25 protein-coding genes and 3 tRNA genes (1 of these 28 only partly in view) are annotated in these 25,013 nt (G+C 56.8%); 13 read left to right on the top strand and 15 right to left on the bottom strand.

Translation table 11 applies throughout. The features are described from left to right. The 4 genes from HMPREF3143_RS14600 to HMPREF3143_RS14585 all read left to right on the top strand — a co-directional run. A tRNA-OTHER gene (locus tag HMPREF3143_RS14600) sits at window positions 1-34 on the top strand (it extends 54 nt beyond the left edge of the window). Between the two features lie 41 nt (window positions 35-75). Beyond that, window positions 76-151: transfer RNA gene (locus HMPREF3143_RS14595), tRNA-Val, on the top strand. Window positions 152-155: 4 nt separating this feature from the next. Next, window positions 156-231 (top strand) — tRNA-Lys (locus HMPREF3143_RS14590). 126 nt (window positions 232-357) lie between these two features. Further along, complete coding sequence (locus HMPREF3143_RS14585) at window positions 358-699, top strand: FlxA-like family protein (protein ID WP_023294240.1); 342 nt, start codon at window positions 358-360, stop codon at window positions 697-699. Here the strand turns inward: HMPREF3143_RS14585 and HMPREF3143_RS14580 are convergent. Then, a complete protein-coding gene (locus HMPREF3143_RS14580; protein WP_023294241.1) occupies window positions 696-1,631 on the bottom strand; it encodes a LysR family transcriptional regulator in 936 nt (311 codons plus the stop codon). The two genes, HMPREF3143_RS14585 and HMPREF3143_RS14580, sit on opposite strands and share 4 nt — an antisense overlap. An 89-nt stretch (window positions 1,632-1,720) precedes the next feature. Between HMPREF3143_RS14580 and HMPREF3143_RS14575 the strand changes: the two genes are divergently transcribed. Beyond that, window positions 1,721-2,716, top strand: coding sequence for a bile acid:sodium symporter family protein (locus HMPREF3143_RS14575; protein WP_008501598.1), 996 nt, complete (start codon window positions 1,721-1,723; stop codon window positions 2,714-2,716). Here the strand turns inward: HMPREF3143_RS14575 and HMPREF3143_RS14570 are convergent. The 3 genes from HMPREF3143_RS14570 to zipA form a co-directional block, all read right to left on the bottom strand. Continuing rightward, window positions 2,713-2,928 carry a DUF3820 family protein gene (locus HMPREF3143_RS14570; RefSeq protein WP_045335284.1) on the bottom strand — a complete coding sequence of 72 codons (216 nt, stop codon included), beginning with the start codon at window positions 2,926-2,928 and terminating at the stop codon, window positions 2,713-2,715. The genes HMPREF3143_RS14575 and HMPREF3143_RS14570 overlap by 4 nt on opposite strands. Window position 2,929: 1 nt before the next feature. Beyond that, entirely contained in the window at window positions 2,930-4,945 is a 2,016-nt protein-coding gene (ligA, locus tag HMPREF3143_RS14565) for an NAD-dependent DNA ligase LigA (RefSeq protein WP_032663110.1), read from the bottom strand. Between the two features lie 69 nt (window positions 4,946-5,014). After that, on the bottom strand, window positions 5,015-5,998 hold the full coding sequence (gene zipA, locus HMPREF3143_RS14560) for a cell division protein ZipA (protein WP_021241791.1): 984 nt from the start codon (window positions 5,996-5,998) through the stop codon (window positions 5,015-5,017). 230 nt (window positions 5,999-6,228) lie between these two features. On the opposite strand from zipA, the gene cysZ reads away from it, so the two are divergent. The 5 genes from cysZ to crr all read left to right on the top strand — a co-directional run bounded on the left by cysZ (window position 6,229) and on the right by crr (window position 11,022). Next, window positions 6,229-6,990, top strand: coding sequence for a sulfate transporter CysZ (gene cysZ, locus HMPREF3143_RS14555; protein ID WP_021241792.1), 762 nt, complete (start codon window positions 6,229-6,231; stop codon window positions 6,988-6,990). 163 nt (window positions 6,991-7,153) lie between these two features. After that, window positions 7,154-8,125: a cysteine synthase A gene (cysK, locus tag HMPREF3143_RS14550; protein ID WP_014884739.1), complete on the top strand. Its 972-nt coding sequence runs from the start codon at window positions 7,154-7,156 to the stop codon at window positions 8,123-8,125. 317 nt (window positions 8,126-8,442) lie between these two features. Further along, a complete protein-coding gene (gene ptsH / locus HMPREF3143_RS14545) occupies window positions 8,443-8,700 on the top strand; it encodes a phosphocarrier protein Hpr (protein WP_000487600.1) in 258 nt (85 codons plus the stop codon). 44 nt (window positions 8,701-8,744) lie between these two features. Further along, window positions 8,745-10,472: a phosphoenolpyruvate-protein phosphotransferase PtsI gene (ptsI, locus tag HMPREF3143_RS14540; protein WP_008501604.1), complete on the top strand. Its 1,728-nt coding sequence runs from the start codon at window positions 8,745-8,747 to the stop codon at window positions 10,470-10,472. Window positions 10,473-10,512: 40 nt separating this feature from the next. Next, window positions 10,513-11,022 carry a PTS glucose transporter subunit IIA gene (crr, locus tag HMPREF3143_RS14535; RefSeq protein WP_003861316.1) on the top strand — a complete coding sequence of 170 codons (510 nt, stop codon included), beginning with the start codon at window positions 10,513-10,515 and terminating at the stop codon, window positions 11,020-11,022. 44 nt (window positions 11,023-11,066) lie between these two features. Here crr and pdxK read toward each other — a convergent pair whose 3' ends face one another. The 10 genes from pdxK to HMPREF3143_RS14485 all read right to left on the bottom strand — a co-directional run bounded on the left by pdxK (window position 11,067) and on the right by HMPREF3143_RS14485 (window position 19,413). Then, window positions 11,067-11,903, bottom strand: a complete 837-nt coding sequence (gene pdxK, locus HMPREF3143_RS14530) for a pyridoxine/pyridoxal/pyridoxamine kinase (protein WP_008501605.1) — start codon at window positions 11,901-11,903, stop codon at window positions 11,067-11,069. 5 nt (window positions 11,904-11,908) lie between these two features. Next, window positions 11,909-12,820, bottom strand: a complete 912-nt coding sequence (gene cysM / locus HMPREF3143_RS14525; protein ID WP_032675291.1) for a cysteine synthase CysM — start codon at window positions 12,818-12,820, stop codon at window positions 11,909-11,911. A gap of 118 nt (window positions 12,821-12,938) precedes the next feature. After that, window positions 12,939-14,033, bottom strand: coding sequence for a sulfate/thiosulfate ABC transporter ATP-binding protein CysA (gene cysA, locus HMPREF3143_RS14520; RefSeq protein ID WP_008501607.1), 1,095 nt, complete (start codon window positions 14,031-14,033; stop codon window positions 12,939-12,941). Beyond that, complete coding sequence (gene cysW / locus HMPREF3143_RS14515) at window positions 14,023-14,898, bottom strand: sulfate/thiosulfate ABC transporter permease CysW (protein WP_008501608.1); 876 nt, start codon at window positions 14,896-14,898, stop codon at window positions 14,023-14,025. The genes cysA and cysW overlap by 11 nt, the downstream gene beginning before the upstream one ends. Next, window positions 14,898-15,731: a sulfate/thiosulfate ABC transporter permease CysT gene (gene cysT, locus HMPREF3143_RS14510; protein WP_070533486.1), complete on the bottom strand. Its 834-nt coding sequence runs from the start codon at window positions 15,729-15,731 to the stop codon at window positions 14,898-14,900. Before cysT ends, cysW begins: the two co-directional genes overlap by 1 nt. After that, the gene (locus HMPREF3143_RS14505; RefSeq protein ID WP_023344640.1) at window positions 15,731-16,744 is read right to left on the bottom strand and encodes a sulfate ABC transporter substrate-binding protein; all 1,014 of its coding nucleotides are present in this window, start codon (window positions 16,742-16,744) and stop codon (window positions 15,731-15,733) included. Before HMPREF3143_RS14505 ends, cysT begins: the two co-directional genes overlap by 1 nt. Window positions 16,745-16,920: 176 nt before the next feature. After that, a complete protein-coding gene (locus HMPREF3143_RS14500) occupies window positions 16,921-17,820 on the bottom strand; it encodes a Dyp-type peroxidase (protein WP_070533484.1) in 900 nt (299 codons plus the stop codon). A gap of 92 nt (window positions 17,821-17,912) precedes the next feature. Continuing rightward, window positions 17,913-18,488: an RpoE-regulated lipoprotein gene (locus HMPREF3143_RS14495; RefSeq protein WP_021241797.1), complete on the bottom strand. Its 576-nt coding sequence runs from the start codon at window positions 18,486-18,488 to the stop codon at window positions 17,913-17,915. Window positions 18,489-18,551: 63 nt separating this feature from the next. After that, the gene (locus HMPREF3143_RS14490; protein WP_070533482.1) at window positions 18,552-19,001 is read right to left on the bottom strand and encodes a DUF2919 domain-containing protein; all 450 of its coding nucleotides are present in this window, start codon (window positions 18,999-19,001) and stop codon (window positions 18,552-18,554) included. Further along, window positions 18,988-19,413 carry a GNAT family acetyltransferase gene (locus HMPREF3143_RS14485; RefSeq protein WP_008501614.1) on the bottom strand — a complete coding sequence of 142 codons (426 nt, stop codon included), beginning with the start codon at window positions 19,411-19,413 and terminating at the stop codon, window positions 18,988-18,990. The genes HMPREF3143_RS14490 and HMPREF3143_RS14485 overlap by 14 nt, the downstream gene beginning before the upstream one ends. 212 nt (window positions 19,414-19,625) lie before the next feature. Between HMPREF3143_RS14485 and amiA the strand changes: the two genes are divergently transcribed. Further along, on the top strand, window positions 19,626-20,501 hold the full coding sequence (amiA, locus tag HMPREF3143_RS14480; protein WP_008501615.1) for an N-acetylmuramoyl-L-alanine amidase AmiA: 876 nt from the start codon (window positions 19,626-19,628) through the stop codon (window positions 20,499-20,501). After that, a complete protein-coding gene (hemF, locus tag HMPREF3143_RS14475; protein ID WP_023344644.1) occupies window positions 20,501-21,400 on the top strand; it encodes an oxygen-dependent coproporphyrinogen oxidase in 900 nt (299 codons plus the stop codon). Before amiA ends, hemF begins: the two co-directional genes overlap by 1 nt. Window positions 21,401-21,479: 79 nt before the next feature. On the opposite strand, the gene maeB is transcribed toward hemF, so the two are convergent. Next, the gene (maeB, locus tag HMPREF3143_RS14470) at window positions 21,480-23,759 is read right to left on the bottom strand and encodes an NADP-dependent oxaloacetate-decarboxylating malate dehydrogenase (RefSeq protein ID WP_045406103.1); all 2,280 of its coding nucleotides are present in this window, start codon (window positions 23,757-23,759) and stop codon (window positions 21,480-21,482) included. Window positions 23,760-24,048: 289 nt separating this feature from the next. On the opposite strand from maeB, the gene tal reads away from it, so the two are divergent. Beyond that, entirely contained in the window at window positions 24,049-24,999 is a 951-nt protein-coding gene (gene tal / locus HMPREF3143_RS14465; protein WP_008501618.1) for a transaldolase, read from the top strand. The last annotated feature ends 14 nt before the right edge of the window (window positions 25,000-25,013 follow it).

Below are 25,013 nucleotides of genomic sequence, written 5' to 3'. Positions count from 1 at the left end.
GGGGTCGGCGGTTCGAGCCCGTCATCACCCACCATCTACTTCGGTAGACTCGCAGTGTAGATAAGAATTGAGATTGGGCGATTAGCTCAGTTGGTAGAGCATCTCCTTTACACGGAGGGGGTCGGCGGTTCGAGCCCGTCATCGCCCACCATTTCGGGTCGTTAGCTCAGTTGGTAGAGCAGTTGACTTTTAATCAATTGGTCGCAGGTTCGAATCCTGCACGACCCACCAATGTAAAAAAGCGCCCTAAAGGCGCTTTTTTGCTATCTGCGATATAAAAAATGTGAACCTGCCGCATTTTCCTCAAGCTAATCCCGTCGGTGCCGATACCTCTGTTTTATAACGCGAGGAAAAAGTATGACGACCATTCAGGCATCAACCCAATCTATTCAAACCAGCAGTGGCGGGAATGGGGCTTCTGGCGGTAACGATATCTCTGCGCAAATCACCCGCATTCTCGACAAAATCCAAAAGCTGACTCAGCAGTTAAACGAGCTGGCGAACAGTCCCGGCAGCACGGAAGATAAGAAAAAGCAGCAGGAACTGATTCAGACCCAGATCAAAGTGCTTCAGGCGCAGCTCGCCGCACTGCAGCGCCAGCAGGCCGAAGAGGCCCAGAAAAAGCAGGATCAAAAATTGGGCAAAGTGGAAGGTGTGAATAGCCCAACAGACAATAATCAGATTGATATCTACATCTAATCTTCTGAAGCGTTAAACAGTGGATCGCGTATGCGGGCCTCGGTCAATCGCTGTGCCTGGATACGCACCACTTCCCAGATAGCCTGCGCCGCCCCCGAGAGTGAACGATTTTTTCGCCGCACCAGCATTAGCTTTCGTTCGACAACGGGCGTCAACCGCTTCACGGCCAGTCGACTTCCCTGAGGCAGGGGAAGCGCCAGGGCGGGCAACACGCTGATGCCGATCCCGGCTTCCACCATGGGAAACAGCGTTGCCGGGTGACCAATCTCCTGCACGATCGCTGCCTTTACCCCCTGATTCATCAGTGCGGAATCAATCAGCGGGCGGCTGCCCGAGGCATAATCTTGTAAAACCAGGTTTGCGCCCTGAAGTGACTGCCACCTGACGTCAGGCAACGCGGCCAGCGGATCGTCGTCACGGCAGAGCAGCAAAAAGGGCTCCGAAAGTACGCTTTCGCACTCCAGATCGCTCACCTGGCCGGGATCGATAACAATACCAAAATCGACATCCCCCTGGCGGATGCTCTCCAGTACCCACTGCTGTGGCCGGTCATGCAGGACAAAGTCAATGTCCGGGTAGCGATGGTTCCCCTCGGCAATACACTGCGGGATAAGGTGTGCAGATATCGTCTGGCTGGCCGCGACCCGCACGGTACCCGAAAGCTGCTGCCCCAGCCTCCCCACGTCTCTGAGCGTGCTGTTCAGCTCATCCAGCAGCCGTTCAAGGCGCAGAGCAAGCTGCTGCCCGGCTTCGGTCAACACCACTTCGCGCGTGGTGCGGTCAAGCAACCGGACGCCGGTCTGATTTTCCAGTTCTTTCACGCTGTGGCTGACCGCCGACTGGCTCAGGCCAATCATCTCCCCTGCCCGGCTAAAGCTGCGGGCATTGGCGACGGTAACGAAAATGCGGAGCTGGCGTAAGGAATAATTCATCTGTTTAATTCATGAATGGATGCAATAAATCAATTTTATTTCTCAAATGGAAAAAAGCACAATAGCGACATCTGTTTTCAGGAGTCATTATGAAACTATTTCGTATTGTTGATCCGTTTACGCTCACCCTGGTCGTTACCGTTTTACTGGCCTCGTTCTTTCCCGCTCGCGGCGGGTTCGTTCCGTTCTTTGAAGGGCTGACGACGGCCGCCATTGCACTGCTGTTTTTTATGCACGGCGCGAAGCTGTCCCGTGAAGCGATTATCGCAGGGGGGAGCCACTGGCGGCTGCATCTCTGGGTAATGTGCAGCACGTTCATTCTCTTCCCGATCCTCGGCGTGCTGTTTGCCTGGTGGGCACCGGTTAACGTCGACCCGGCACTCTATACCGGTTTTCTGTATCTCTGCATTCTTCCGGCTACCGTGCAATCCGCCATTGCCTTTACCTCTCTGGCGGGAGGGAACGTTGCGGCCGCCGTCTGCTCGGCATCGGCATCCAGCCTGCTGGGGATTTTCGTCTCGCCGCTGCTGGTGGGCCTGCTAATGAACATGCACGGCGCGGAAGGTAACCTTGAGCAGGTCGGCAAAATCTGTTTGCAGCTGCTGCTGCCGTTTGTGCTGGGGCATCTCTCGCGTCCGTGGACGGGCGCATTTGTGGCAAAGCACAAGAAATGGATTTCAAAAACCGACCAGTCGTCGATCCTGCTGGTGGTCTATTCCGCCTTCAGCGAAGCGGTCGTGAACGGGATCTGGCATAAGGTGGGCGCCGGTTCGCTGCTCTTTATCGTGGTGGTCAGCCTCATCCTGCTGGCAATTGTCATTGCAGTAAACGTCTTTGTGGCACGCAAGTGCGGCTTCAACAAAGCGGATGAAATTACGATTGTGTTCTGCGGTTCGAAGAAAAGCCTGGCAAACGGTATCCCGATGGCCAACATTCTGTTCCCGACCTCGGTGATTGGAATGATGGTGCTGCCGCTAATGATTTTCCATCAGATCCAGTTGATGGTCTGCGCGGTGCTGGCGCGTCGCTACAAGCGCCAGACGGAAAAACTGGCGCAGGAAGGGACCCGCGCCGCGAAGGCTTAAGGACGTTTCAGGGGCTGCACCAGCTGGGTCAGCCCCTCGGTTTTGATCAGTAACGTGATAGCCATCAGCTCGCCCAGTCGCCCTGCCGGGAATTCATCCTTACGGGCAAACCACAGCAGATACTCCTCCGGCAAATCAATCAGCCTGCGGCCCTTGTATTTACCGAACAGCATCTCCGTATTGGCGATCTCAACGAGCTGCTCTTTCTCCACGTTACTCTCCTAACAGACGCATCATTTCCGCTTCGTCGATAACCTCAATCCCCAGCTCCTGGGCTTTCGCCAGCTTGGAACCGGCGGCCTCCCCGGCGATCACCAGGTCGGTTTTCTTCGACACGCTGCCCGCCACTTTGGCTCCCAGCGCCACCAGACGTGCCTTTGCATCATCACGGGATAGCTGGCTCAGGCTGCCGGTCAGCACTACCGTTTTACCGGCGAACGGGCTGTCGATCTCTTCGGCATTGACGACGACCGGCGCAGGCCATTTGATGCCCTCTGCCAGCAGTTGGCCGATGACCTCACGGTTGCTCTCTTCAGCAAAGAAGTTAAAGACGTGCGTGGCGACGACGATGCCGACATCCGGAACTTTCTGTAGCTCCTCAATGCTTGCCTTTTCCAGCGCCTCCAGCGTACCAAAGTACGCCGCCAGCCCTGCTGCCGTCGCTTCACCCACTTCACGAATGCCGAGCGCATAAAGGAAACGGGCGAAGGTGGTCTCTTTAGCCGCTTCCAGGGCGTTAACCACGTTCTGGGCTGACTTTGGCCCCATGCGATCCAGACCGGTTAGTTTACCTGCGGTCAGCCTGAAGAGATCCGCTGGCGTGTGGACGTACTCTTTCTCAACCAGCTGATCGATAATCTTGTCGCCCATGCCGTCAACGTCCATTGCGCGACGGGAGACAAAGTGCTTCAGTGACTCTTTACGCTGTGCGCCACAGATTAAGCCGCCCGTACAGCGGGCCACTGCTTCACCTTCTACGCGCTCAACGTCCGAGCCGCACACCGGACAATGGGTCGGGAAGACAACCTCGCGCGTATCGTCAGGACGTTCTGACTCCACGACGTTAACCACCTGCGGGATCACGTCCCCCGCGCGGCGAATTACCACTTTGTCACCAATACGCAGGCCCAGGCGGTCGATTTCATCTGCGTTATGCAGCGTGGCGTTACTCACCAGCACGCCGGCCACCTGTACGGGCTCCAGACGAGCGACCGGGGTAATGGCCCCCGTACGTCCCACCTGGAACTCCACGTCGCGGACGAAGGTCATCTGCTCCTGAGCCGGGAACTTAAACGCCACCGCCCAGCGCGGCGCGCGCGCCACAAAGCCCAGCTGCTCCTGCAGCGCCAGCGAGTTCACCTTGATGACCACGCCATCAATATCAAAGCCGAGCGTCGGACGGTCCGCTTCTACCTTGTGGTAGAACGCCAGCACCGCTTCCGGCGAGTCGCAGAGCTGAACGCGGTTGCTCACCGGCAGGCCCCACGCCTTAAACTGCAGCAGACGCCCGAGATGGGTATCCGGCAGCTCGCCGCCCTCCAGAATACCGACGCCGTAGCAGAAGAACGTAAGCGGTCGCTTCGCGGTGATGCGCGGATCAAGCTGGCGCAGCGAGCCCGCCGCCGCGTTACGCGGGTTAGCAAACACCTTGCCGCCGGTGCGACGTGCCTCTTCGTTAATTTTCTCGAAGCCCGCCTGGGGCAGAAACACCTCGCCGCGCACTTCCAGACGTGCAGGAATATTGTCACCCTGCAGCTTCAGCGGGATCGCGCGGATGGTACGCACGTTGGTGGTGATGTCTTCGCCCGTCGTACCGTCGCCACGCGTCGCGGCACGCACCAGCACGCCGTTTTCATAGAGAAGACTGACCGCCAGGCCATCCAGCTTCAGTTCGCAGCACCAGGTGAGAGCGTCGCTGCTTTTCAGGCGATCCTGCACGCGCTTGTTAAACGCGAGAAAGCTCTCTTCATCGAACACGTTATCCAGCGACAGCATCGGTACTTCATGACGCACCTGGCTGAAAGCGCCCAGCGGCTCAGCGCCGACGCGCTGGGTGGGGGAATCCGGTGTAATGAGTTCAGGATGCTGCGCCTCTAATTCGCGCAGCTCGCGCATCAGGCGGTCATACTCCGCATCCGGGACTTCCGGCGCGTCCATAACATGATAGAGATATTCATGATGGCGAAGCGTGGTTCGCAGTTCAGTGAGTTGTTGTTCGATTGAGTCCATATCACACCATCAATGAGAAAAAACCCCCGACATGCGGGGGTTGAGGAGGAGTTGAAGATAACGCGTCGGTTACGCGTTGGCTTCCTTAACTTCGCGGATGCGGTCCTGATACTCGCGCAGCTTCTGCGGGGTCATCATGCGACGCTGATCGTCGAGCACCACACCACCCACTTCGTCAGCGATGTGCTGAGCGGATTGCAGCATCAGCTTAAAGTTCTGCAGCTCGTCGCCGTAGGACGGCACCTGCATAAAGATAGTGACACCCGGCGTCACGAAATCGCCCGTCATTTCTGGGTCGAATGTGCCAGGGTTAACCATATTGGCCAGGCTAAATAGCGCCGGGCCGCTACCGTCCGGGCTCAGGTGACGATGGAAGATATTCATATCACCAAACTTGAAGCCGGCTTGTTGAATACTGTTCAGCAGTACGTCACCGTTCAGATGGCTGCCGTGATGGGCGGCCACGTTCATGATGATCACCGCTTCTTTACGCTGCGGTTTTTCAACAACCGGCTCTGGCTCTACAACGGGCTCAGGCTCAACGTGCGGGGCCGGAGCGGGCTGCGGCGCAGGTTGAACATGAACAGGCTGCTGCGGTTGATGTACCGGTTGCGCAGGCTGCTGTTGCACAGGCTGCTGCACGGGTTGTTGTTGAACCGGCTGTGGCGCAGCAGGCTGCTGATACACAGGCTGTTGCGGCGGCTGGCGCACCGGTTCTTCCACAGGCTGTGGCGCTGGCTGGCGCGGCTGTGCAGAAGCATACGGCGGTTGATACTGGTGCTGCGAAGGACGAGGTGCTTCATGCTCCCCATGGCCTACGCCGGGCGCAGTATTGACCCGATGAACACGAACTTCACCCACGCCGTCATCGTCGCTTCCATCGATGTCATCTTCACTGTCATCGTCGTCACGACTGGACTTCATGCGCTTCAGTGGGCGATCGCGAAACATCGAGGAACGCTCTTTACGGCTGGTCCAGAAACCATGTACCAGTAAAGCGATTATGGCGATCGCGCCAACAATGATTAATATCAGACGCAAATCCTGCATCATTATATTCTCTGTTGTTCTAACACCTTGCCACCACGGCAAACATTTACTCACTAAGAGTATTTGCCGTTTACGTCAAGTGCAAGTGTGTGCAGAGCATTCACAGCATAAAGATGAAGGAAATCGTGCTTTTTGCTGGTTTTTCGAACATTTCCGAACTGGTCATTGGTCCGTAAGTGGATAATATAGGCGGGCAATTCCACTGGTTGTGTAAAAAGGAGTACAGCCTGGCTATGGTTTCAACATCTTCTTCTCCCCCGCGCAGCGGCGTCTGGTATTTTTCTCAGGGCTGGAAACTGGTCTCACTGCCGGGTATCCGACGCTTCGTCATTCTGCCGCTGTTGATCAACATTATTCTGATGGGCGGCGCGTTCTGGTGGCTGTTCACAAAACTGGAAAGCTGGATCCCATCGCTGATGAGCTACGTGCCGGACTGGCTGCAGTGGCTTAACTACCTGCTCTGGCCGGTGGCGGTGATCTCCGTTTTGCTGGTATTTGGCTACTTCTTCTCGACGATTGCCAACTGGATAGCCGCGCCGTTTAACGGTTTGCTGGCGGAACAGCTGGAAGCGCGCCTTACCGGCGCAACACCGCCGGACACGGGCATCGTGGGGATCATGAAAGACCTCCCTCGCATTATGAAGCGTGAATGGCAGAAGTTTGCCTGGTACCTGCCCCGCGCGGTTGTGCTGCTTATCCTCTATTTTGTGCCCGGCATTGGCCAGACGGTGGCACCGGTGCTGTGGTTCCTGTTCAGCGCCTGGATGCTGGCCATCCAGTACTGCGACTATCCGTTCGATAACCACAAGGTGCCGTTTAAAGAGATGCGCACCGCCCTGCGCAGCCAGAAGATCGCCAATATGCAGTTTGGCGCGCTGACCAGCCTGTTCACTATGATTCCGTTCCTGAATCTGTTCATCATGCCGGTTGCCGTTTGCGGCGCGACCGCCATGTGGGTCGACTGCTACCGTGCTAAGCACGCGTTATGGAAATAATGCAAAAATGTGTAAAGCAGGGGTGGCTTATGCCGCCCCTTATTCCATACTGATCCCCATTATTTCCTTGCAGTATATAGATATGCGAATTCCTTACTTCCCCCAACCTGCTTAGCAGGTATGCTGGGTCGGTATCCCAATTTCATACAGTTAAGGACAGGCCATGAGTAAGATTTATGAAGACAACTCGCTGACTATCGGTCATACGCCCCTGGTTCGACTGAACCGTATCGGTAATGGACGCATCCTGGCGAAGGTCGAATCACGTAACCCGAGCTTCAGCGTAAAATGCCGTATCGGTGCAAACATGATTTGGGATGCTGAAAAACGTGGCGTACTGAAGCCGGGCGTTGAGCTGGTGGAACCCACCAGCGGCAATACCGGGATCGCTCTGGCCTATGTTGCTGCCGCGCGCGGCTACAAGCTGACGCTGACCATGCCTGAAACCATGAGCATCGAGCGTCGTAAGCTGCTTAAAGCGCTGGGCGCGAACCTGGTGCTGACCGAAGGCGCGAAGGGCATGAAAGGTGCCATTCAGAAAGCCGAAGAGATTGTGGCCAGCGATCCGGCGAAATACCTGCTGCTGCAGCAGTTCAGCAACCCGGCAAACCCGGAAATTCACGAGAAGACCACCGGCCCGGAAATCTGGGAAGATACTGACGGCCAGGTTGACGTCTTTATCTCCGGCGTGGGTACCGGCGGTACGCTGACCGGCGTGTCACGCTATATTAAAGGCACGAAGGGTAAAAAAGACCTGATTACCGTTGCCGTTGAGCCGACTGACTCACCGGTTATCACCCAGGCGCTGGCGGGGGAAGAGCTCAAACCCGGCCCGCACAAAATTCAGGGGATTGGCGCAGGCTTCATTCCGGGTAACCTGGATCTGAAGCTGATTGATAAAGTGGTCACTATCACGAACGAAGAAGCCATCTCTACCGCGCGCCGCCTGATGGATGAAGAAGGCATTCTGGCAGGTATCTCTTCCGGTGCGGCCGTTGCGGCAGCGCTTAAACTTCAGGAAGATGAGGCCTTTACCAATAAGAATATTGTGGTTATCCTTCCTTCCTCGGGTGAGCGTTACTTGAGCACCGCACTGTTTGCCGATCTGTTCACTGAAAAAGAGCTGCAACAGTAGTGCCACTATGTTAATAACGCGTAAAAAAGCACCTTTTCAGGTGCTTTTTTGTGGCCTGCTTCAAACTTTTGCCCCTCCTGGCATTGCTTCACCCCGTTGGGTCTGGTATTTAAACCAGCAATTATTTTGATGCGTGAAATTAATCAGCGAACGAAATAGCCTTGCTGAATCGATTTTATGATTTGGTTCAAGTCTTGCTTTCGCTGCATAATGTTTAATGACGATCGAAACGTCAGCGCTAACAATACAGGCTAAAGTTCAGTCGCCAGGCTAGACTTTAGTTCCACAACACTAAACCTATAAGTTGGGGAAATACAATGTTCCAGCAAGAAGTTACCATTACCGCTCCGAACGGTCTGCACACCCGCCCTGCTGCTCAGTTTGTTAAAGAAGCGAAAGGCTTCACTTCTGAAATCACTGTGACTTCCAACGGCAAAAGCGCCAGCGCAAAAAGCCTGTTCAAACTGCAGACTCTGGGCCTGACTCAGGGCACCGTAGTCACCATCTCTGCGGAAGGTGAAGACGAGCAGAAAGCAGTTGAGCATCTGGTAAAACTGATGGCTGAGCTCGAGTAAGTTTCCGGGTTCTTTTAAATATCAGTCACAAGTAAGGTAGGGTTATGATTTCAGGCATTTTAGCATCCCCGGGTATCGCTTTCGGCAAAGCACTGCTGCTGAAAGAAGACGAGATCGTCATTGACCGGAAAAAAATTTCTGCCGACAAGGTTGATCAGGAAGTTGAACGTTTTCTGAGCGGTCGTGCCAAGGCATCTGCGCAACTGGAAGCAATCAAAACTAAAGCTGGCGAAACTTTCGGTGAAGAAAAAGAAGCCATCTTCGAAGGGCACATCATGCTGCTCGAAGATGAGGAGCTGGAGCAGGAAATCATAGCCCTGATTAAAGATAAAGGCATGACGGCCGACGCGGCTGCGCATGAAGTTATCGAAGGTCAGGCAACTGCCCTGGAAGAACTGGATGATGAATACCTGAAAGAGCGTGCGGCTGACGTACGTGACATCGGTAAGCGCCTGCTGCGCAACATCCTGGGTCTGGCCATTATCGACCTGAGCGCCATTCAGGATGAAGTGATCCTGGTTGCCGCTGACCTCACACCGTCTGAAACCGCACAGCTGAACCTGAAAAAGGTCCTCGGTTTCATCACCGATGCGGGCGGCCGTACCTCCCACACCTCTATCATGGCGCGTTCTCTGGAACTGCCTGCCATCGTGGGTACCGGTAGCGTCACCTCTCAGGTGAAAAACGGCGATTATCTGATTCTGGATGCCGTAAACAATCTGGTTTACGTCAACCCAACTAACGAAGAGATCGAAAAACTGCGCGCGGTTCAGGAGCAGGTTGCGACTGAAAAAGCGGAACTCGCTAAGCTGAAAGACCTGCCAGCCATCACTCTGGACGGCCATCAGGTAGAAGTGTGCGCAAACATCGGTACCGTCCGCGACGTTGATGGCGCTGAGCGCAACGGTGCGGAAGGTGTTGGTCTCTATCGTACAGAATTCCTGTTCATGGACCGCGACGCGCTGCCAACGGAAGAAGAGCAGTTTGCTGCGTATAAAGCCGTTGCTGAAGCCTGTGGCTCTCAGGCGGTTATCGTCCGTACCATGGACATCGGTGGCGACAAAGAGCTGCCGTACATGAACTTCCCGAAAGAAGAGAACCCGTTCCTGGGCTGGCGTGCCGTGCGTATTGCGATGGATCGTAAAGAGATCCTGCGTGACCAGGTTCGCGCAATCCTGCGTGCCTCCGCGTTCGGTAAGCTGCGCATCATGTTCCCAATGATCATCTCTGTTGAAGAAGTGCGTGCACTGAAGAAAGAGATCGAAATCTACAAACAGGAACTGCGCGACGAAGGTAAAGCATTTGACGAGTCAATCGAGATCGGCGTGATGGTGGAAACACCTGCGGCGGCGACCATTGCGCGTCATTTAGCCAAAGAAGTTGATTTCTTTAGTATCGGCACCAATGATTTAACGCAGTACACCCTGGCAGTTGACCGTGGTAATGATATGATTTCACATCTCTACCAGCCAATGTCACCGTCCGTACTGAACTTGATCAAGCAAGTTATTGATGCTTCTCATGCAGAAGGTAAATGGACTGGCATGTGTGGTGAGCTTGCAGGCGACGAACGTGCTACACTTCTGTTGCTGGGTATGGGTCTGGACGAATTCTCTATGAGCGCCATTTCCATCCCGCGCATTAAGAAGATTATCCGTAACACGAACTTCGAAGATGCGAAGGTGTTAGCAGAGCAGGCTCTTGCTCAACCGACAACGGACGAGTTAATGACGCTGGTTAACAAGTTCATTGAAGAAAAAACAATCTGCTAATCCACGAGATGCGGCCCAAATTACTGCTTAGGAGAAGATCATGGGTTTGTTCGATAAACTGAAATCTCTGGTTTCTGATGATAAGAAAGACTCCGGAACTATTGAGATTGTTGCTCCGCTCTCCGGCGAGATCGTCAACATCGAAGACGTGCCGGATGTAGTGTTTGCTGAGAAAATCGTTGGTGATGGCATTGCTATCAAACCAACTGGCAACAAAATGGTTGCTCCAGTTGACGGCACCATCGGTAAAATTTTTGAAACCAACCATGCGTTCTCTATCGAATCTGATAGCGGTATCGAACTGTTCGTTCACTTCGGTATCGACACCGTTGAACTGAAAGGCGAAGGCTTCAAACGTATCGCGGAAGAAGGCCAGCGTGTGAAAGTTGGCGACCCGGTGATTGAATTCGATCTGCCACTGCTGGAAGAAAAAGCCAAGTCTACCCTGACGCCGGTTGTTATCTCCAACATGGACGAAATCAAAGAACTGATCAAACTGTCTGGCAGCGTCACCGTGGGTGAAACCCCGGTTATCCGCATCAAGAAGTAATTCTTGCCGCACAGAAAAATGGCGCCTTCGGGCGCCATTTTTGTTTATGCCGGGAGGATAAGCTCGTCGTAGCCTTTCGACTGGGTATACAGCATCACGTCAGTCACCCGATCGCCGGCCATGCGAATGGCATCGGCAACGGTTTTCCCCTCAACAATGCCGCTCACCAGCTCTGAACAGAACAGGTCGCCCGTCCCTTTCAGATCGGTTTCTACGCGCGGATGCGCGCTGACGGTGACGCCCTCGCGTGAGACCAGCACCACGTGGATGTTTTGCGGATCGTCGGCAACCGGCGCACTGGTGATCGCCACCCATTTCAGGCTGTCTGAGAGCAGTCCCTGTGCCGCCGCGATGGCGCTTTCCGGCGTGCGGCACGGCTTGCCGCTTAACACTTCCAGCTCGTAGACATTGGGCGTGATCCCCTGCGCCAGCGGCAGCAGGTGCTCCCGATACGCTTCGGGGATCTCAGGCTTCACGTACATCCCGCTGTCGATATCGCCGATAACCGGATCGACCAGCACCAGCAGGTCAGGATGCTGCGCTTTGACCGCCTTCAACCACTGCGCCAGTAGGACGATCTGGCTGGCGCTGCCCATATAGCCGGTGGTGACCGCCTTAAGCTCGCGCAGGATCTCGCGCTCTTCCAGCGCCTTCAGGTAGCCGCTGAACCACTCGTCGGGGATCACGCCGCCGTAGAAGGTGTCATAGTGCGGCGTGTTGCTGAACAGTACCGTCGGCACGGCGGTAACGTTCAGCCTGTGGGTACGAATATTCGGTACCGCAATGCTGTTCCCCACGCTGCCGTACACCACCTGCGACTGCACGGCGACAATATCGGTTTGCTGCGCCCGGGTATTATCCCGGAATAGAATCATCTCCATGACGCTTAAATCCCCGCCCCCTGCGAATAACTCTCTTCACCAAAGACGCCGGTAGAGAGATAGCGATCGCCGCGATCGCAAATAATCGCCACCACTACTGCACCCGGGTTTGCCTGCGCCACCCGAATCGCACCCGCTACCGCGCCGCCCGAGCTGACGCCGCAGAAGATGCCTTCGCGCACGGCCAGCTCACGCATGGTATTTTCCGCCTCGCGCTGGTGAAGATCCAGCACCTGGTCCACAAGCTGTGCATTAAAAATGCCGGGCATATACTCCGCCGGCCAGCGGCGGATGCCCGGAATGCTGCTCCCCTCTTCCGGCTGCAGGCCAACGATGGTGACGGTTTTCGCCTGCTCGCGCAGAAAACGCGACACGCCGGTAATGGTGCCGGTGGTGCCCATGCTGGAGACAAAATGGGTGATGCGTCCGTCGGTTTGCTGCCAGATTTCCGGGCCGGTGGTGGTGTAGTGCGCGTAAGGGTTGTCCGGGTTGTTAAACTGATCGAGCAGTTTACCTTCGCCGCGCTCGGCCATTTCTAACGCCAGGTCGCGCGCGCCTTCCATCCCCTGCTCTTTGGTCACCAGAATCAGCTCGGCTCCGTAGGCACGCATCGCGGCGCGACGCTCCTGACTCATGTTGTCCGGCATCAGCAGCTTCATGCGATAGCCTTTCAGCGCCGCAATCATCGCCAGGGCGATACCGGTGTTGCCGCTGGTGGCTTCGATCAGCACGTCGCCCGGCTTAATCTCGCCGCGCTTTTCAGCCTGGACGATCATCGACAGTGCGGCCCGGTCTTTCACCGACCCCGCCGGGTTATTGCCTTCGAGTTTGACCCAGATTTCGCTGCCGTTATCCGGCCCCATGCGCTGAAGTTTGACCAGAGGGGTATTGCCGATGGTGTGTTCGAGTGTTTTCACGATTTTTACTCAATAAAAAAGCCGGGTTGCGCGCAGCGATCCCGGCCTACAAGACGCAGTTTTAGCTGTAGGCCCGGTCAGCGCAGCGCCACCGGGCGATAAACATCCTAATAACCTATCAGGCTGACTCCGCCAGAGCAATATCCTCGCGCGTCTCGATGCGTTCCTTGCCGTGATAAATACGGGCATGCTGAAGACCGACAAACAGGCGCTCTCCCCGATGCGGCGGGACGTCGTCGCGCATGACCACGGTCAGCGGCTCGGTGTACCAGCCCAGCGGCTGAACCACCAGTTGGGTGTAATGCCCTTTAGGGCTCGCTTCCAGCACCTGTACCGGCAGCGGTGAGTCCAGACTGGTTCGACGGCTCACGTCCACTTCCCACGGACGCAGGAACAGATCGACCGGGCCCTGGTGCGCGGAGGTATAGCCCAGCGGCCAGCGGTGCGCGCCAACGTGGAACTGACCGCCGCGAATGGTGCCCTGCAGGCGGTTCACCTCGCCCATAAACTCCAGCACGAAGCGGGTCGCCGGTTCACGCCAGAGCTGCTCCGGCTCGTCAACCTGCTCAATGTTGCCCTGGCTCATGACCACCACGCGATCCGCGACTTCCATCGCCTCTTCCTGGTCGTGGGTCACGAAGACGCTGGTGAATTTCAGCTCTTCATGCAGCTGACGCAGCCAGCGGCGCAGCTCTTTACGCACCTGCGCATCCAGCGCGCCGAAGGGTTCGTCCAGCAGCAGAATTTGCGGCTCAACGGCCAGCGCGCGCGCCAGCGCAACGCGCTGTTTCTGCCCGCCGGACAGCTGGGCCGGGAAACGGTCCGCCAGATGCGCCAGCTGCACCATCTCCAGCAGTTTGGTCACTTTCGCCTTAATGGTTGCCGCATCCGGGCGCTCACGACGCGGCAGCACGGTCAGGCCAAACGCAATGTTGTCGAACACGGTCATGTGGCGGAACAGCGCGTAATGCTGAAACACAAAGCCCACCTTACGATCGCGGGCGTGCAGGCGGCTCACGTCGGTGCCGTGGAAGCGGATGTGCCCGCTGGTCTGGTGCTCAAGCCCGGCGATAATGCGCAACAGCGTGGTTTTGCCCGAGCCAGACGGCCCCAGCAGCGCCACCATTTGTCCGGAAGGGATATCCAGCGAGATATCATTCAGCACCTGGGTGCGACCAAAAGACTTCTTAATATTGGCAATCTCAATGCTCATGATTTCCCTCCTGATGCTGACGTTTTTCCTGATTTTCTAAACGCCACTGCACCACACTCTTCAAAAACAGGGTCAAAATCGCCATCAGCGTCAGCAACGCTGCGGCAGTAAAGGCGCCAATGGTGTTGTAGTCCTGCTGCAGGAGTTCAATCTGCAGCGGCAGCGACAGCGTTTCACCCCGAATGGAGCCAGAGACGACGGAAACGGCACCGAATTCACCAATCGCGCGGGCATTGGTCAGCACCACGCCATAAAGCAGCGCCCAGCGGATGTTCGGCAGGGTCACGCGGCGGAACATCTGCCAGCCCGACGCACCCAGCAGCACCGCCGCTTCGTCTTCGTTGCTCCCCTGGCTTAACATCACCGGCACCAGCTCGCGCACCACAAACGGACAGGTCACGAAGATGGTGACCAGCACCATACCCGGCCAGGCGAACATGATCTGCAGGTTATGTGCATCCAGCCAGCCGCCCAGCGGGCCGTTGGAGCCGTAAAAGAGCAGATACACCAGACCCGCCACCACCGGCGATACGGCGAAGGGAATATCCAGCAGGGTCAGCAGCAGCTGACGTCCCGGGAAATTAAAGCGCGTCACCAGCCACGCCAGCAGGGTACCGAACACCAGGTTCACCGGAACGGTGATCAGGGCAATCAGCACGGTCAGCCAGATGGCGTGCAGCATATCCGGGTTCGCCAGATTTTCCAGCGCGGGCATCAGGCCCTTGCTGAACGCCTGAACGAAGATATAAATCGTCGGCACGACGAGAATGAGGGCGGAAACCAGCACGCCCGCCCCAATCAGAAACCATTTACCCCAGTTGATGCGGGGCGCATCGTATCGCTTCAATTGCGTAACTTCCGCCATCAGTGACCTACCACACGTCGACCAAAGCGACTTTGCAGAGTGTTAATCGAGTACAGCAGCAGCAGCGAGGCCGCGAGGATCACCGAAGCGATCGCGCTCGCCGCCGGATAATCAAACTCCTGCAGGCGAATGAAAATCATCAGCGAGGTCACTTCCGTTTTCCAGGCGATGTTCCCGGCGATAAAAATCACCGCACCGAACTCGCCGAGGCTGCGGGTAAACGACAGCGCGACGCCCGCTATCAGCGCCGGAGACAGCTCCGGCAGCACCACTTTGCGGAAGCTCTGCCAGCGCGTGGCGCCCAGCGTTTCCGCCGCTTCTTCGTATTCCGGACCTAACTCTTCCAGCACCGGCTGCACGGTACGCACCACAAACGGGATGCTGGTAAAGGCCATCGCCACCGCGATACCGAGCCAGGTATAGGTCACCTTGATGTCAAATTTCGCCAGCCACTCGCCGTACAGCCCGTTCACGGAGAAGAGCGACGCGAGGGTTAAGCCCGCGACCGCCGTCGGCAGCGCAAACGGCAGATCCATCAGGGCGTCAAGCAGCGTGCGGCCCGGGAAGCGATAGCGGGTCAGGATCCACGCCATCAGCAGGCCGAACACGCCGTTAAAAATGGAGGCGACAAACGCCGACAGCAGCGTCACCTTATAGGCCGCCACCACCTGCGGGTTGGTGATCACGTCCCAGTACTGCGCCCAGCTCATCTGCGCAAGCTGCATCACCAGCGCGCTGAGCGGCAACAGCAGAATCAGGCAGACGAACAGCAGGCTGGTTCCGAGGCTTAGGGTAAAGCCCGGCAGCACGCGTTTGGTCGAGACTGCAAACATTACTTATGCCCCGCCGCCAGCAGTTTGTCTAACTCACCGCCGCTGGCAAAATGCGTTTTCATCACGTCTGGCCAGGAGCCGAAATGATCTTCCACGCGGAACAGCGCGGTCTGCGGGAACTTATCTTTCAGCTTGTTCATCACGTCCGGATTGTTTACGCGGTAGTAGTAATCGGTAATGATGGTCTGCGCCTGAGGGCTGTACAGGTAGTTAAGATAGGCTTTTGCCGCTTTCTCGGTACCGTTCGCCTGCACGTTTTTATCCACCCATGCGACCGGGAACTCGGCCAGAATGTTGGTTTTCGGGATAACCACCTCAAAGCCCTGCGCTTCATACTGCTTGCGGATGTTGTTCACTTCCGACTCAAAGCTGATCAGCACATCGCCCAGGCCGCGCTCTGCGAAGGTCGTGGTCGCCCCGCGGCCGCCGGTATCGAACACTTCGACGTTTTTCAGGAACTGGGTCATGAACTGCTCGGTTTTGGCTTTATCGTTGCCGTCAGCCTTGTCCGCCGCGCCCCACGCCGCTAAATAGGTGTAACGCGCGTTACCGGAGGTTTTTGGGTTCGGGAAGATCAGCTTCACGTCGGAACGCACCAGATCGCTCCAGTCGTGGATATTCTTCGGATTGCCCTTACGCACCAGGAAGCCCATGGTGGAGTAGAACGGCGAGCTGTTGTTCGGCAGACGGCTCTGCCAGTCCGCCGGGATGAGCTTGCCTTTGTCGTGCAGGATCTGCACGTCAGTCACCTGGTTGTAGGTCACCACATCCGCTTTCAGCCCCTGAAGGATGGCCAGCGCCTGCTTGGACGACCCGGCGTGAGACTGCTTGATGGTCAGCTTGTCGCCGTTATTGTCTTTCGCCCACTGCTGTTCGAACGGGGGATTAAGGGCGGCAAACAGCTCGCGGGAGACGTCATACGAACTGTTCAACAGTTCAGTCGCCTGCGCCTGTGCCACCAGCAGTAAACCTGCCAGCGCCAGAGTTCCTTTTTTCAGTACGGTAACGGCCATTGCGCACCCTTATAAATGTGATGACTATCTTATAGTCATAATATTTATAACGGGGATGAAAGGAGTAACGGTTTTATATACCGTTTGGTGATTTAGAAGCAGAAAAGGGAATAAGGGGCGCGGGGAAAATTGCCGGGTGACGCTAACGCTTACCCGGCCTACGTAGGGAGAGCGGGTTACAGCGCCAGCAGACGCTCGACGGACGGCGCGAAGTAGTAGCCGCCGGTGACCGGTTTGGTGAAGCGCAGCATGGCGTCGCGCTTGCCGTCGGTATCGCCGAACATGCTCAGCAGCTGCTGTTCAATGTTATGCAGGCGCGCGCAGTAGGCGCAGAAGTAGAGGCCGTGCGTACCGCTTGCGGTGCCGTACGGCAGGCTCTGGCGGACAATCTTCAGCCCTTTGCCGTCTTCCTTGAGGTCAACGCGGGTCAGGTGCGAGGTGACCGGACGGTCATCGCCGTCGATCTCTTCGTTAGCTTCTTTGGTGCGGCCAATCATCATCTCCTGGTCATGCACGCTCATGCGGTTAAGCTGCTTGAGGTTATGCTCCCAGCGCTGCACGAACACGTAGCTTCCGCCCGCGTCCACACCGTCTTTGATTACCGCGACTTCACGACGCGTCTCTTCACCCGCCGGGTTTTCCGTTCCGTCGACAAAGCCGCTCAGATCGCGCTCTTCTACCCAGCGGAAACCGTGAACCTCTTCCTGCACCTCGATGCTGTCGCCAAAGGCCGCCACCGCCGCCTGCGCAACCGAGAAGTTCACGTCGTGACGCAGAGAAAGGATATGGATCAGCACGTCGTACTGGGTCGCAGGTGCCAGGCCTTTGCCGTAAGGAATGAAGTCCTTCAGCTCTTCTGCCCCTTCACCGCTGCTCAGCTGACGCCAGACGTTATTGCCAAACGCAACAACGGCGCCGAGGTGGGCTTCCGGGAATTTGGCCTGGAAGGTCGCCAGTTTATCAATAAACGCTTTGCTGGCCGCACGCAGGGCATCCACGTCCCCTTTGACATTGGCTTCAATCCAAATCGCCGCGCGGCAATGTTCTGGCAAAATGCCACTCTGAACCTGAGACATCGCTCCTCCTGAAATAAAGATGCCACGTCAGCGTGGCATTGATGGCGGGTATTATACCCGGATTTCAGCGAGGCGGTTTGTTCAGACGCAAATTACTGCTTCCAGAGTATTTTGCTCACCTTCCAGCTCTTCAGGGTGTCGTCAGACGGCATCAACCCTTCCGGGCCGCTCCAGGTGCCGGTAAAAACATAGCTGATGTGCTGGCTGCCTTCCGCCTTACACTCCACCGCCACTTCATCGTCGGATGGCACGCTGGTGCAGTTGCCAAAGGCCTGCTTATAAAGATCGCTAAACGGCGTCCCGACCTTCACGCCGCTGGCGGTCGGAATATCTTCATCCATCACCGCGATCCGGTTTACCGTGCCTTTGTCACCGTTGATCGCCAGCGCCAGCTTGTCGCCCTTCAGCGCCTCGTAATAGCGCACTATATTGCCATTCTCTGTTTTCATGCCGCTGCGCAGGCGGTAGTCACTGCTGAGCGCATCCTGAATAGCATTCTGATCCAGCGCCGTCGCGGCGGTAATTTTCCCCACGCCCTGCTCGGTCACTTCCGTTGATGAGCCAAACCAGTTCCACGGATACGCAGCAGACCAGTTAATGGAGGAGAGCGTCGAACAGCCGGTCAATGCCAGCGGAAGAGCGCATAAAACTAAACGCAGCGATTTCATTGAAACGTCCTTACGTGTTAAATCAACGCTTGTTGGAGTGCGACATCGGCAAAAAGTGCCGGATTAATCATCCAGAGGCACAAAACAGGCGCGAAGACGTGGGTTGGTCAGCAGCCACAGCAGCGCCACGATATCGGCAACCACCAGCGCAACGCCGATGCCCGTCAGCGGTTCACCGTACCACCAGAGTACCGGCTGCCAGAAGAGCAGCGCAATTTGGGCAAGGATCAGCAGCCCGCGAAGCGCGCGCCACAAGCGCGGGATTACGTGCCGCCGACCGCTGCACAAGAAAGCCACCACCGCCGGTACGCCCGGCAGCAAGCCGAGCCAGAAGGCATCGTGATCGGGATAAAAGAGATTTAGCAGCGTGTCGCCCTGCCCGCGCGACGCGGCGGCCATCACAAACAGCACCCAGGTGCGGGCCTGAAGCAGCAGAACGCACCAGAATAAAAAGGGCAGCCTGACGCGACCCTGCGCGTCATAATCTGCCGGATGGATCTCAATACTCTTCATCTTCGATGAGACGCTTTCCTAAATTCAGCACGTCAGCGTGTACGTAGCCCAGGCGTTCATACATGCCCAGCACCACGTCGTTATCTTCCCGCACCATGATCTGGATTTTCGGACAGCCGCGGGCGATCAGCTTCTTCTCGAGCCGGTTGAGCAGCGCATTGGCAATACCGCGACCACGGTATTCCGGATGGACGCCCAGATAATAGGCCGAGCCGCGATGGCCGTCATAACCGCCCATCACCGTCCCCACAACCTCGCCATTGACTTCCGCAACCAGAAACAGACTGACGTCGTGATTCACCTTACGTTCGATATCCATTTCCGGATCGTTCCACGGACGCAGCAGATCGCAGCGCTCCCAAAGGGTGATCACCTCTTCGAAATCTTCCTGGCGAAAAACGCGTATCTCCATGGTATTAACCGCCTTTTCGGGTTTAAAAACAGTGATTATGGCGCGAACCACGCCTTTAGCCAATAACCGGGGAAAATCTCGCCAAAATTTGGCATAATGTCACTTTGTCACGTATTGAAATGAAAAGTAAAACAATTCTCAATAAGGACTGTCGTAACGCTAAACGCGATACGATATAACACCAGGACCCCATTTTTTAGTATTCAGGCCGCATGAGCACATTCAAACCATTAAAAGCACTCACATCGCGTCGTCAGGTTCTCAAAGCGGGGCTGGCGGCCTTAACGTTAACGGGCATCGCAAAGCAGGCTCAGGCAAAAGACGAGAGCACGCTTAAAACCAGTAACGGACACAGCAAACCGAAAACCAAAAAGCCGGGCGCAAAGCGCCTGGTGATGCTCGACCCGGGCCACGGCGGTATTGATACCGGCGCCATCGGCAAAAACGGGTCGAAAGAAAAACACGTCGTGCTGGCGATTGCAAAAAATGTGCGGGCGATTTTACGCAGCAACGGCATTGACGCGCGTCTGACGCGCTCTGGCGACACCTTTATTCCGCTGTACGATCGCGTAGAGATCGCCCACCAGCACGGGGCGGATCTGTTTATGTCGATTCACGCGGACGGCTTTACCAACCCGTCTGCCGCCGGTGCCTCGGTGTTTGCGCTGTCCAACCGCGGCGCCAGTAGCGCCATGGCAAAATACCTCTCCGACCGCGAAAACCGGGCGGATGAAGTCGCCGGGAAAAAAGCCACCGACAAAGACCACCTGCTACAGCAGGTGCTGTTCGACCTCGTGCAGACGGATACGATCAAAAACAGCCTGACGCTCGGCTCGCACATCCTGAAGAAGATTAAGCCAGTGCATCGCCTGCACAGCAGGAGCACCGAACAGGCGGCGTTTGTGGTGTTGAAATCACCGTCTATCCCGTCCGTGCTGGTGGAAACCTCGTTCATTACCAACCCGGAAGAGGAGCGACTCCTCGGCACTACGGCGTTTCGTCAGAAGATCGCCAACGCCATCGCCTCCGGCATTATCAGTTACTTCAACTGGTTTGATAACCAAAAAGCGCACTCCAGGAAACGCTGATGAAACCCAATGCTCAACTGGTCAAAACCTTCCTGCTGCAGCTGCAGGATGAGATTTGCCAGAAACTGGCCGCCGCTGACGGCGGAGAATTTCAGGAAGACAACTGGCAGCGCGAAGCCGGCGGCGGCGGGCGTAGCCGCGTGCTGCGTAACGGCGGCATCTTCGAACAAGCGGGCGTGAATTTTTCCCACGTTCATGGCGACGCGATGCCCGCGTCTGCAACGGCACATCGTCCCGAGCTTGCGGGCCGCAGCTTCGAAGCGATGGGCGTTTCGCTGGTGGTGCATCCGCACAATCCGTTTGTGCCGACCAGCCACGCCAACGTGCGCTTTTTCATTGCGGAAAAAGCGGGGGCCGATCCGGTCTGGTGGTTTGGCGGCGGTTTCGACATGACGCCCTACTACGGCTTCGAAGAGGATGCCGTGCACTGGCACACCACCGCGCGGGATCTTTGCCTGCCGTTTGGCGAAGACATTTACCCGAAATTTAAAAAGTGGTGCGATGACTACTTTTACCTGAAGCACCGCGACGAGCAGCGCGGCATCGGCGGGCTGTTCTTTGACGATCTCAACACGCCTGATTTTGATACCGCATTCAGCTTTATGCGCGCGGTGGGCGAAGGCTATACCGACGCGTACCTGCCCATCGTCGAACGCCGTAAAGACACCAGCTATGGCGTGCGCGAGCGCGAGTTCCAGCTCTACCGTCGCGGGCGCTACGTGGAGTTCAACCTGGTATGGGATCGCGGGACGCTGTTTGGCCTGCAGACCGGCGGGCGCACGGAGTCGATTCTGATGTCGATGCCGCCGCTGGTGCGCTGGGAGTACTGCTACGAGCCAAAAGAAGGCAGCCCGGAGGCTGCCTTGAGTGAGTTCCTTAAAGTACGCGACTGGGTTTAACTGCCGGATGGCGCTGCGCTTATCCGGCCTACTCAACCTGTAGGTCGGGTAAGCGAACGCGCCACCCGACTCACAATGCTTACAGCGGCTGCGTCTGCGCCTCAACCACCGCCAGCGCCACCATATTCACGATACGGCGCACGGAGGCAATCGGCGTTAACACATGCACCGGCTTCGCCACGCCCATCAGCACCGGTCCTACGGTCACCCCTTCAGAGCTGGAGACGCGCAGCAGGTTATAGCTGATACGCGCCGCTTCCACATTCGGCATAATCAGGATGTTTGCCGATCCCTTCAGCGGGCTGTCCGGCATACGTTCGTTGCGGATGCTCTCCACCAGCGCCGCATCACCGTGCATTTCCCCGTCAATCATCAGCTCCGGCGCGCGCTCGCGCACCAGCGCCAGCGTCTCACGCATTTTGCAGGCCGCCGCTGATTTGGACGAACCGAAGTTAGAGTGCGACAGCAGCGCCACCTTCGGCTCGATACCGAAGCGGCGCACGGTCTCGGCGGCCATCACGGTGATCTCCGCCAGCTCGTCCGGGGTCGGATCGTCGTTAACGTAGGTGTCAGCGATAAAGGTGTTCCCGCTCGGCAGCAGCAGGGCATTCATCGCCCCGGCGGTATGGACGCCGTCGCGATAGCCGAAGATCTCCTGCACCACGCTAAAGTGCTCGTGGTAATCGCCGATGGTGCCGCAGATCAGCGCATCCGCCTCGCCGCGATGCACCATGATCGCGCCGATCACCGTGGTGTTGCTGATGACGGCTTTCTGCGCCTGCTCCTGGGTGATCCCCCGGCGCTTCATGATCGCGTAGTATTCGCTCCAGTACTCTTTGAAGCGCGGATCGGATTCGTTGTTGACGATCTCGAAGTCGACGCCCGGCTTAATCTGCAGGCCCAGCTTCTGGATACGCATTTCAATCACGCTCGGACGACCAATCAGGATTGGTTTCGCCAGGCCTAAGGTGATCAGCTCCTGGGTGGCGTGCAGCACGCGCGCCTCTTCCCCTTCCGCCAGCACCACGCGCTTCGCGTCGGCGCGCGCCTGAGAGAAGATCGGCTTCATGAACAGGTTGGTTTTATAGACAAACTCGGTGAGCTTATCGACGTAAGCGTCGAAGTCTTCAATCGGACGCGTCGCCACGCCGGAATCCATCGCCGCTTTTGCCACCGCAGGGGCAATTTTGACAATCAGACGCGGGTCGAACGGTTTTGGAATGATGTAGTCCGGGCCAAAGCTCAGATCCTGATCGCCATAAGCTGAGGCAACCACTTCGCTCTGCTCGGCGTGGGCCAGCTCCGCGATGGCGTGCACGGCGGCCAGCTTCATCTCTTCGTTGATTGCCGTCGCGCCGACGTCCAGCGCGCCGCGGAAGATGAACGGGAAGCAGAGCACGTTGTTCACCTGGTTCGGGTAGTCGGAACGCCCGGTGCAGATAATGGCGTCTTCACGCACCGCTTTCGCCAGCGGCGGCAGAATTTCCGGCTCAGGGTTCGCCAGGGCCAGGATCATCGGCGCGCGCGCCATCTTCTTCACCATCTCCTGGGTCAGCACTTTCGGACCCGAGCAGCCAAGGAAGATATCCGCGCCGTCAATCACGTCCTCAAGCGTGCGCTTGCCGTCGTCTTCTACCGCATACGCCGCTTTGGTTTCCGCCATGTTCGGCTCGCGATCTTTGTAAATCACGCCCTTGGAGTCGCAGACCACAATGTTGTGTTTCTGCATACCCAGCGCCACCAGCAGGTTCATACAGGCGATGGCCGCGGCGCCAGCGCCGGAGACCACCATGCGCACGTCGGAGAGATTTTTCTCCACCACGCGCAGGCCGTTGAGAATGGCGGCGGTGCTGATAATGGCCGTACCGTGCTGGTCGTCATGGAACACGGGAATGTTCATACGCTCGCGCAGCTTCTGCTCGATATAGAAACATTCCGGCGCTTTGATGTCTTCCAGGTTGATCCCGCCGAAGGTTGGCTCCAGCGCGGCCACCACGTTGATGAATTTGTCAGGATCGAGCTCGTCCACCTCGATATCAAACACGTCGATACCGGCGAATTTCTTGAACAGCACCCCCTTGCCTTCCATCACCGGCTTACCGGCCAGCGCGCCGATGTTACCGAGCCCCAGTACCGCCGTGCCGTTAGAGATCACGGCAACAAGGTTGCCGCGCGCGGTGTATTTATAGGCCGCCAGCGGATCTTTTTCGATTTCCAGACACGGGGCCGCCACGCCCGGCGAGTAGGCCAGCGCCAAATCGCGCTGTGTCGCCAGCGGCTTGGTTGGGGAGACCTGAATTTTGCCCGGGACAGGGAACTCGTGAAAATCGAGGGCACTCTGTTTCAACTGCTCATCCATCTTATTTTTCCTTTCACGTATCGGTCAAAAGGGTGACGAAAACGATCCGGTTGCACACCCTGGTGTGCCGCCTAGTATCGCCTCAGGCCGCCTCCTAAACTTTGAAGGCTGCCAAACTCTCACCATCACACATTAAAAATTGTTATCAATTTATAACAGCCATGTTACCCGTCTCAAAAGCAATGCCTCCCCCGTCTGCTATGCTTTTTTGTTAAGTCCATCATGATTTTCTCAGAAGTGTGAACTAACGCACTCAGCTAACACTTTTATTTCCAAGGAGTAATCATTTATGAACCAGCTAGACGGCATCAAACAATTCACCACGGTGGTCGCAGACAGCGGCGATATCGAGTCGATTCGCCACTATCAGCCGGAGGATGCGACCACCAACCCTTCGCTACTGCTCAAGGCAGCCGGGCTTACCCATTTTAGTCATCTGATTGATGACGCCATTGCCTACGGAAAACAGCGCGGGAAGACGCAGGAGCAGCAGGTCGCCGAAGCCAGCGACAAGCTGGCAGTTAATTTTGGTGCGGAAATTCTTAAAAGCATTCCGGGGCGCGTCTCGACCGAAGTTGACGCCCGCCTCTCGTTCGATAAAGAAAAGAGCATCAACAAGGCTCGCCGCCTGGTGGAACTCTACCAGGAGCAGGGGATCGATAAATCACGCATTCTGATCAAGCTGGCGTCGACCTGGGAAGGCATCCGCGCGGCAGAGGTGCTGGAAAAAGAGGGAATTCACTGCAACCTGACGCTGCTGTTCTCCTTTGCCCAGGCGCGCGCCTGTGCCGAAGCGGGCGTGTTCCTGGTGTCACCGTTTGTTGGCCGCATCTACGACTGGTACCAGGCGAAACAGCCGATGGATCCGTACGTGGTGGATGAGGACCCGGGCGTGAAATCGGTGCGCAATATCTACGACTACTACAAGCAGCATCGCTACGAAACCATCGTGATGGGGGCCAGCTTCCGCCGTACCGAGCAGATCCTCGCCCTGGCGGGCTGCGACCGCCTGACCATCTCCCCTAACCTGCTCCAGGAGCTACAGGACAAAGAAGAGACGGTCATCCGCAAGCTGATCCCCACCTCTACCGTTCTGCCAAAACCGAAAGCCATGACCGAAGCCGAATTCCGCTGGGAGCACAATCAGGACGCCATGGCCGTGGAAAAACTGGCGGAAGGTATCCGCCTGTTCGCTGTCGACCAGCGCAAACTTGAAGATCTTCTCGCTGCCAAACTTTAACCTTGCCACGGAGT

Source organism: Enterobacter sp. HMSC16D10, from assembly GCF_001807145.1.
Classification (GTDB): Bacteria; Pseudomonadota; Gammaproteobacteria; order Enterobacterales; family Enterobacteriaceae; genus Enterobacter; species Enterobacter roggenkampii.
The sequence above is the reverse complement of the archived record's forward strand: the minus strand, read 5'-3'. Positions and strand labels throughout refer to the sequence as shown.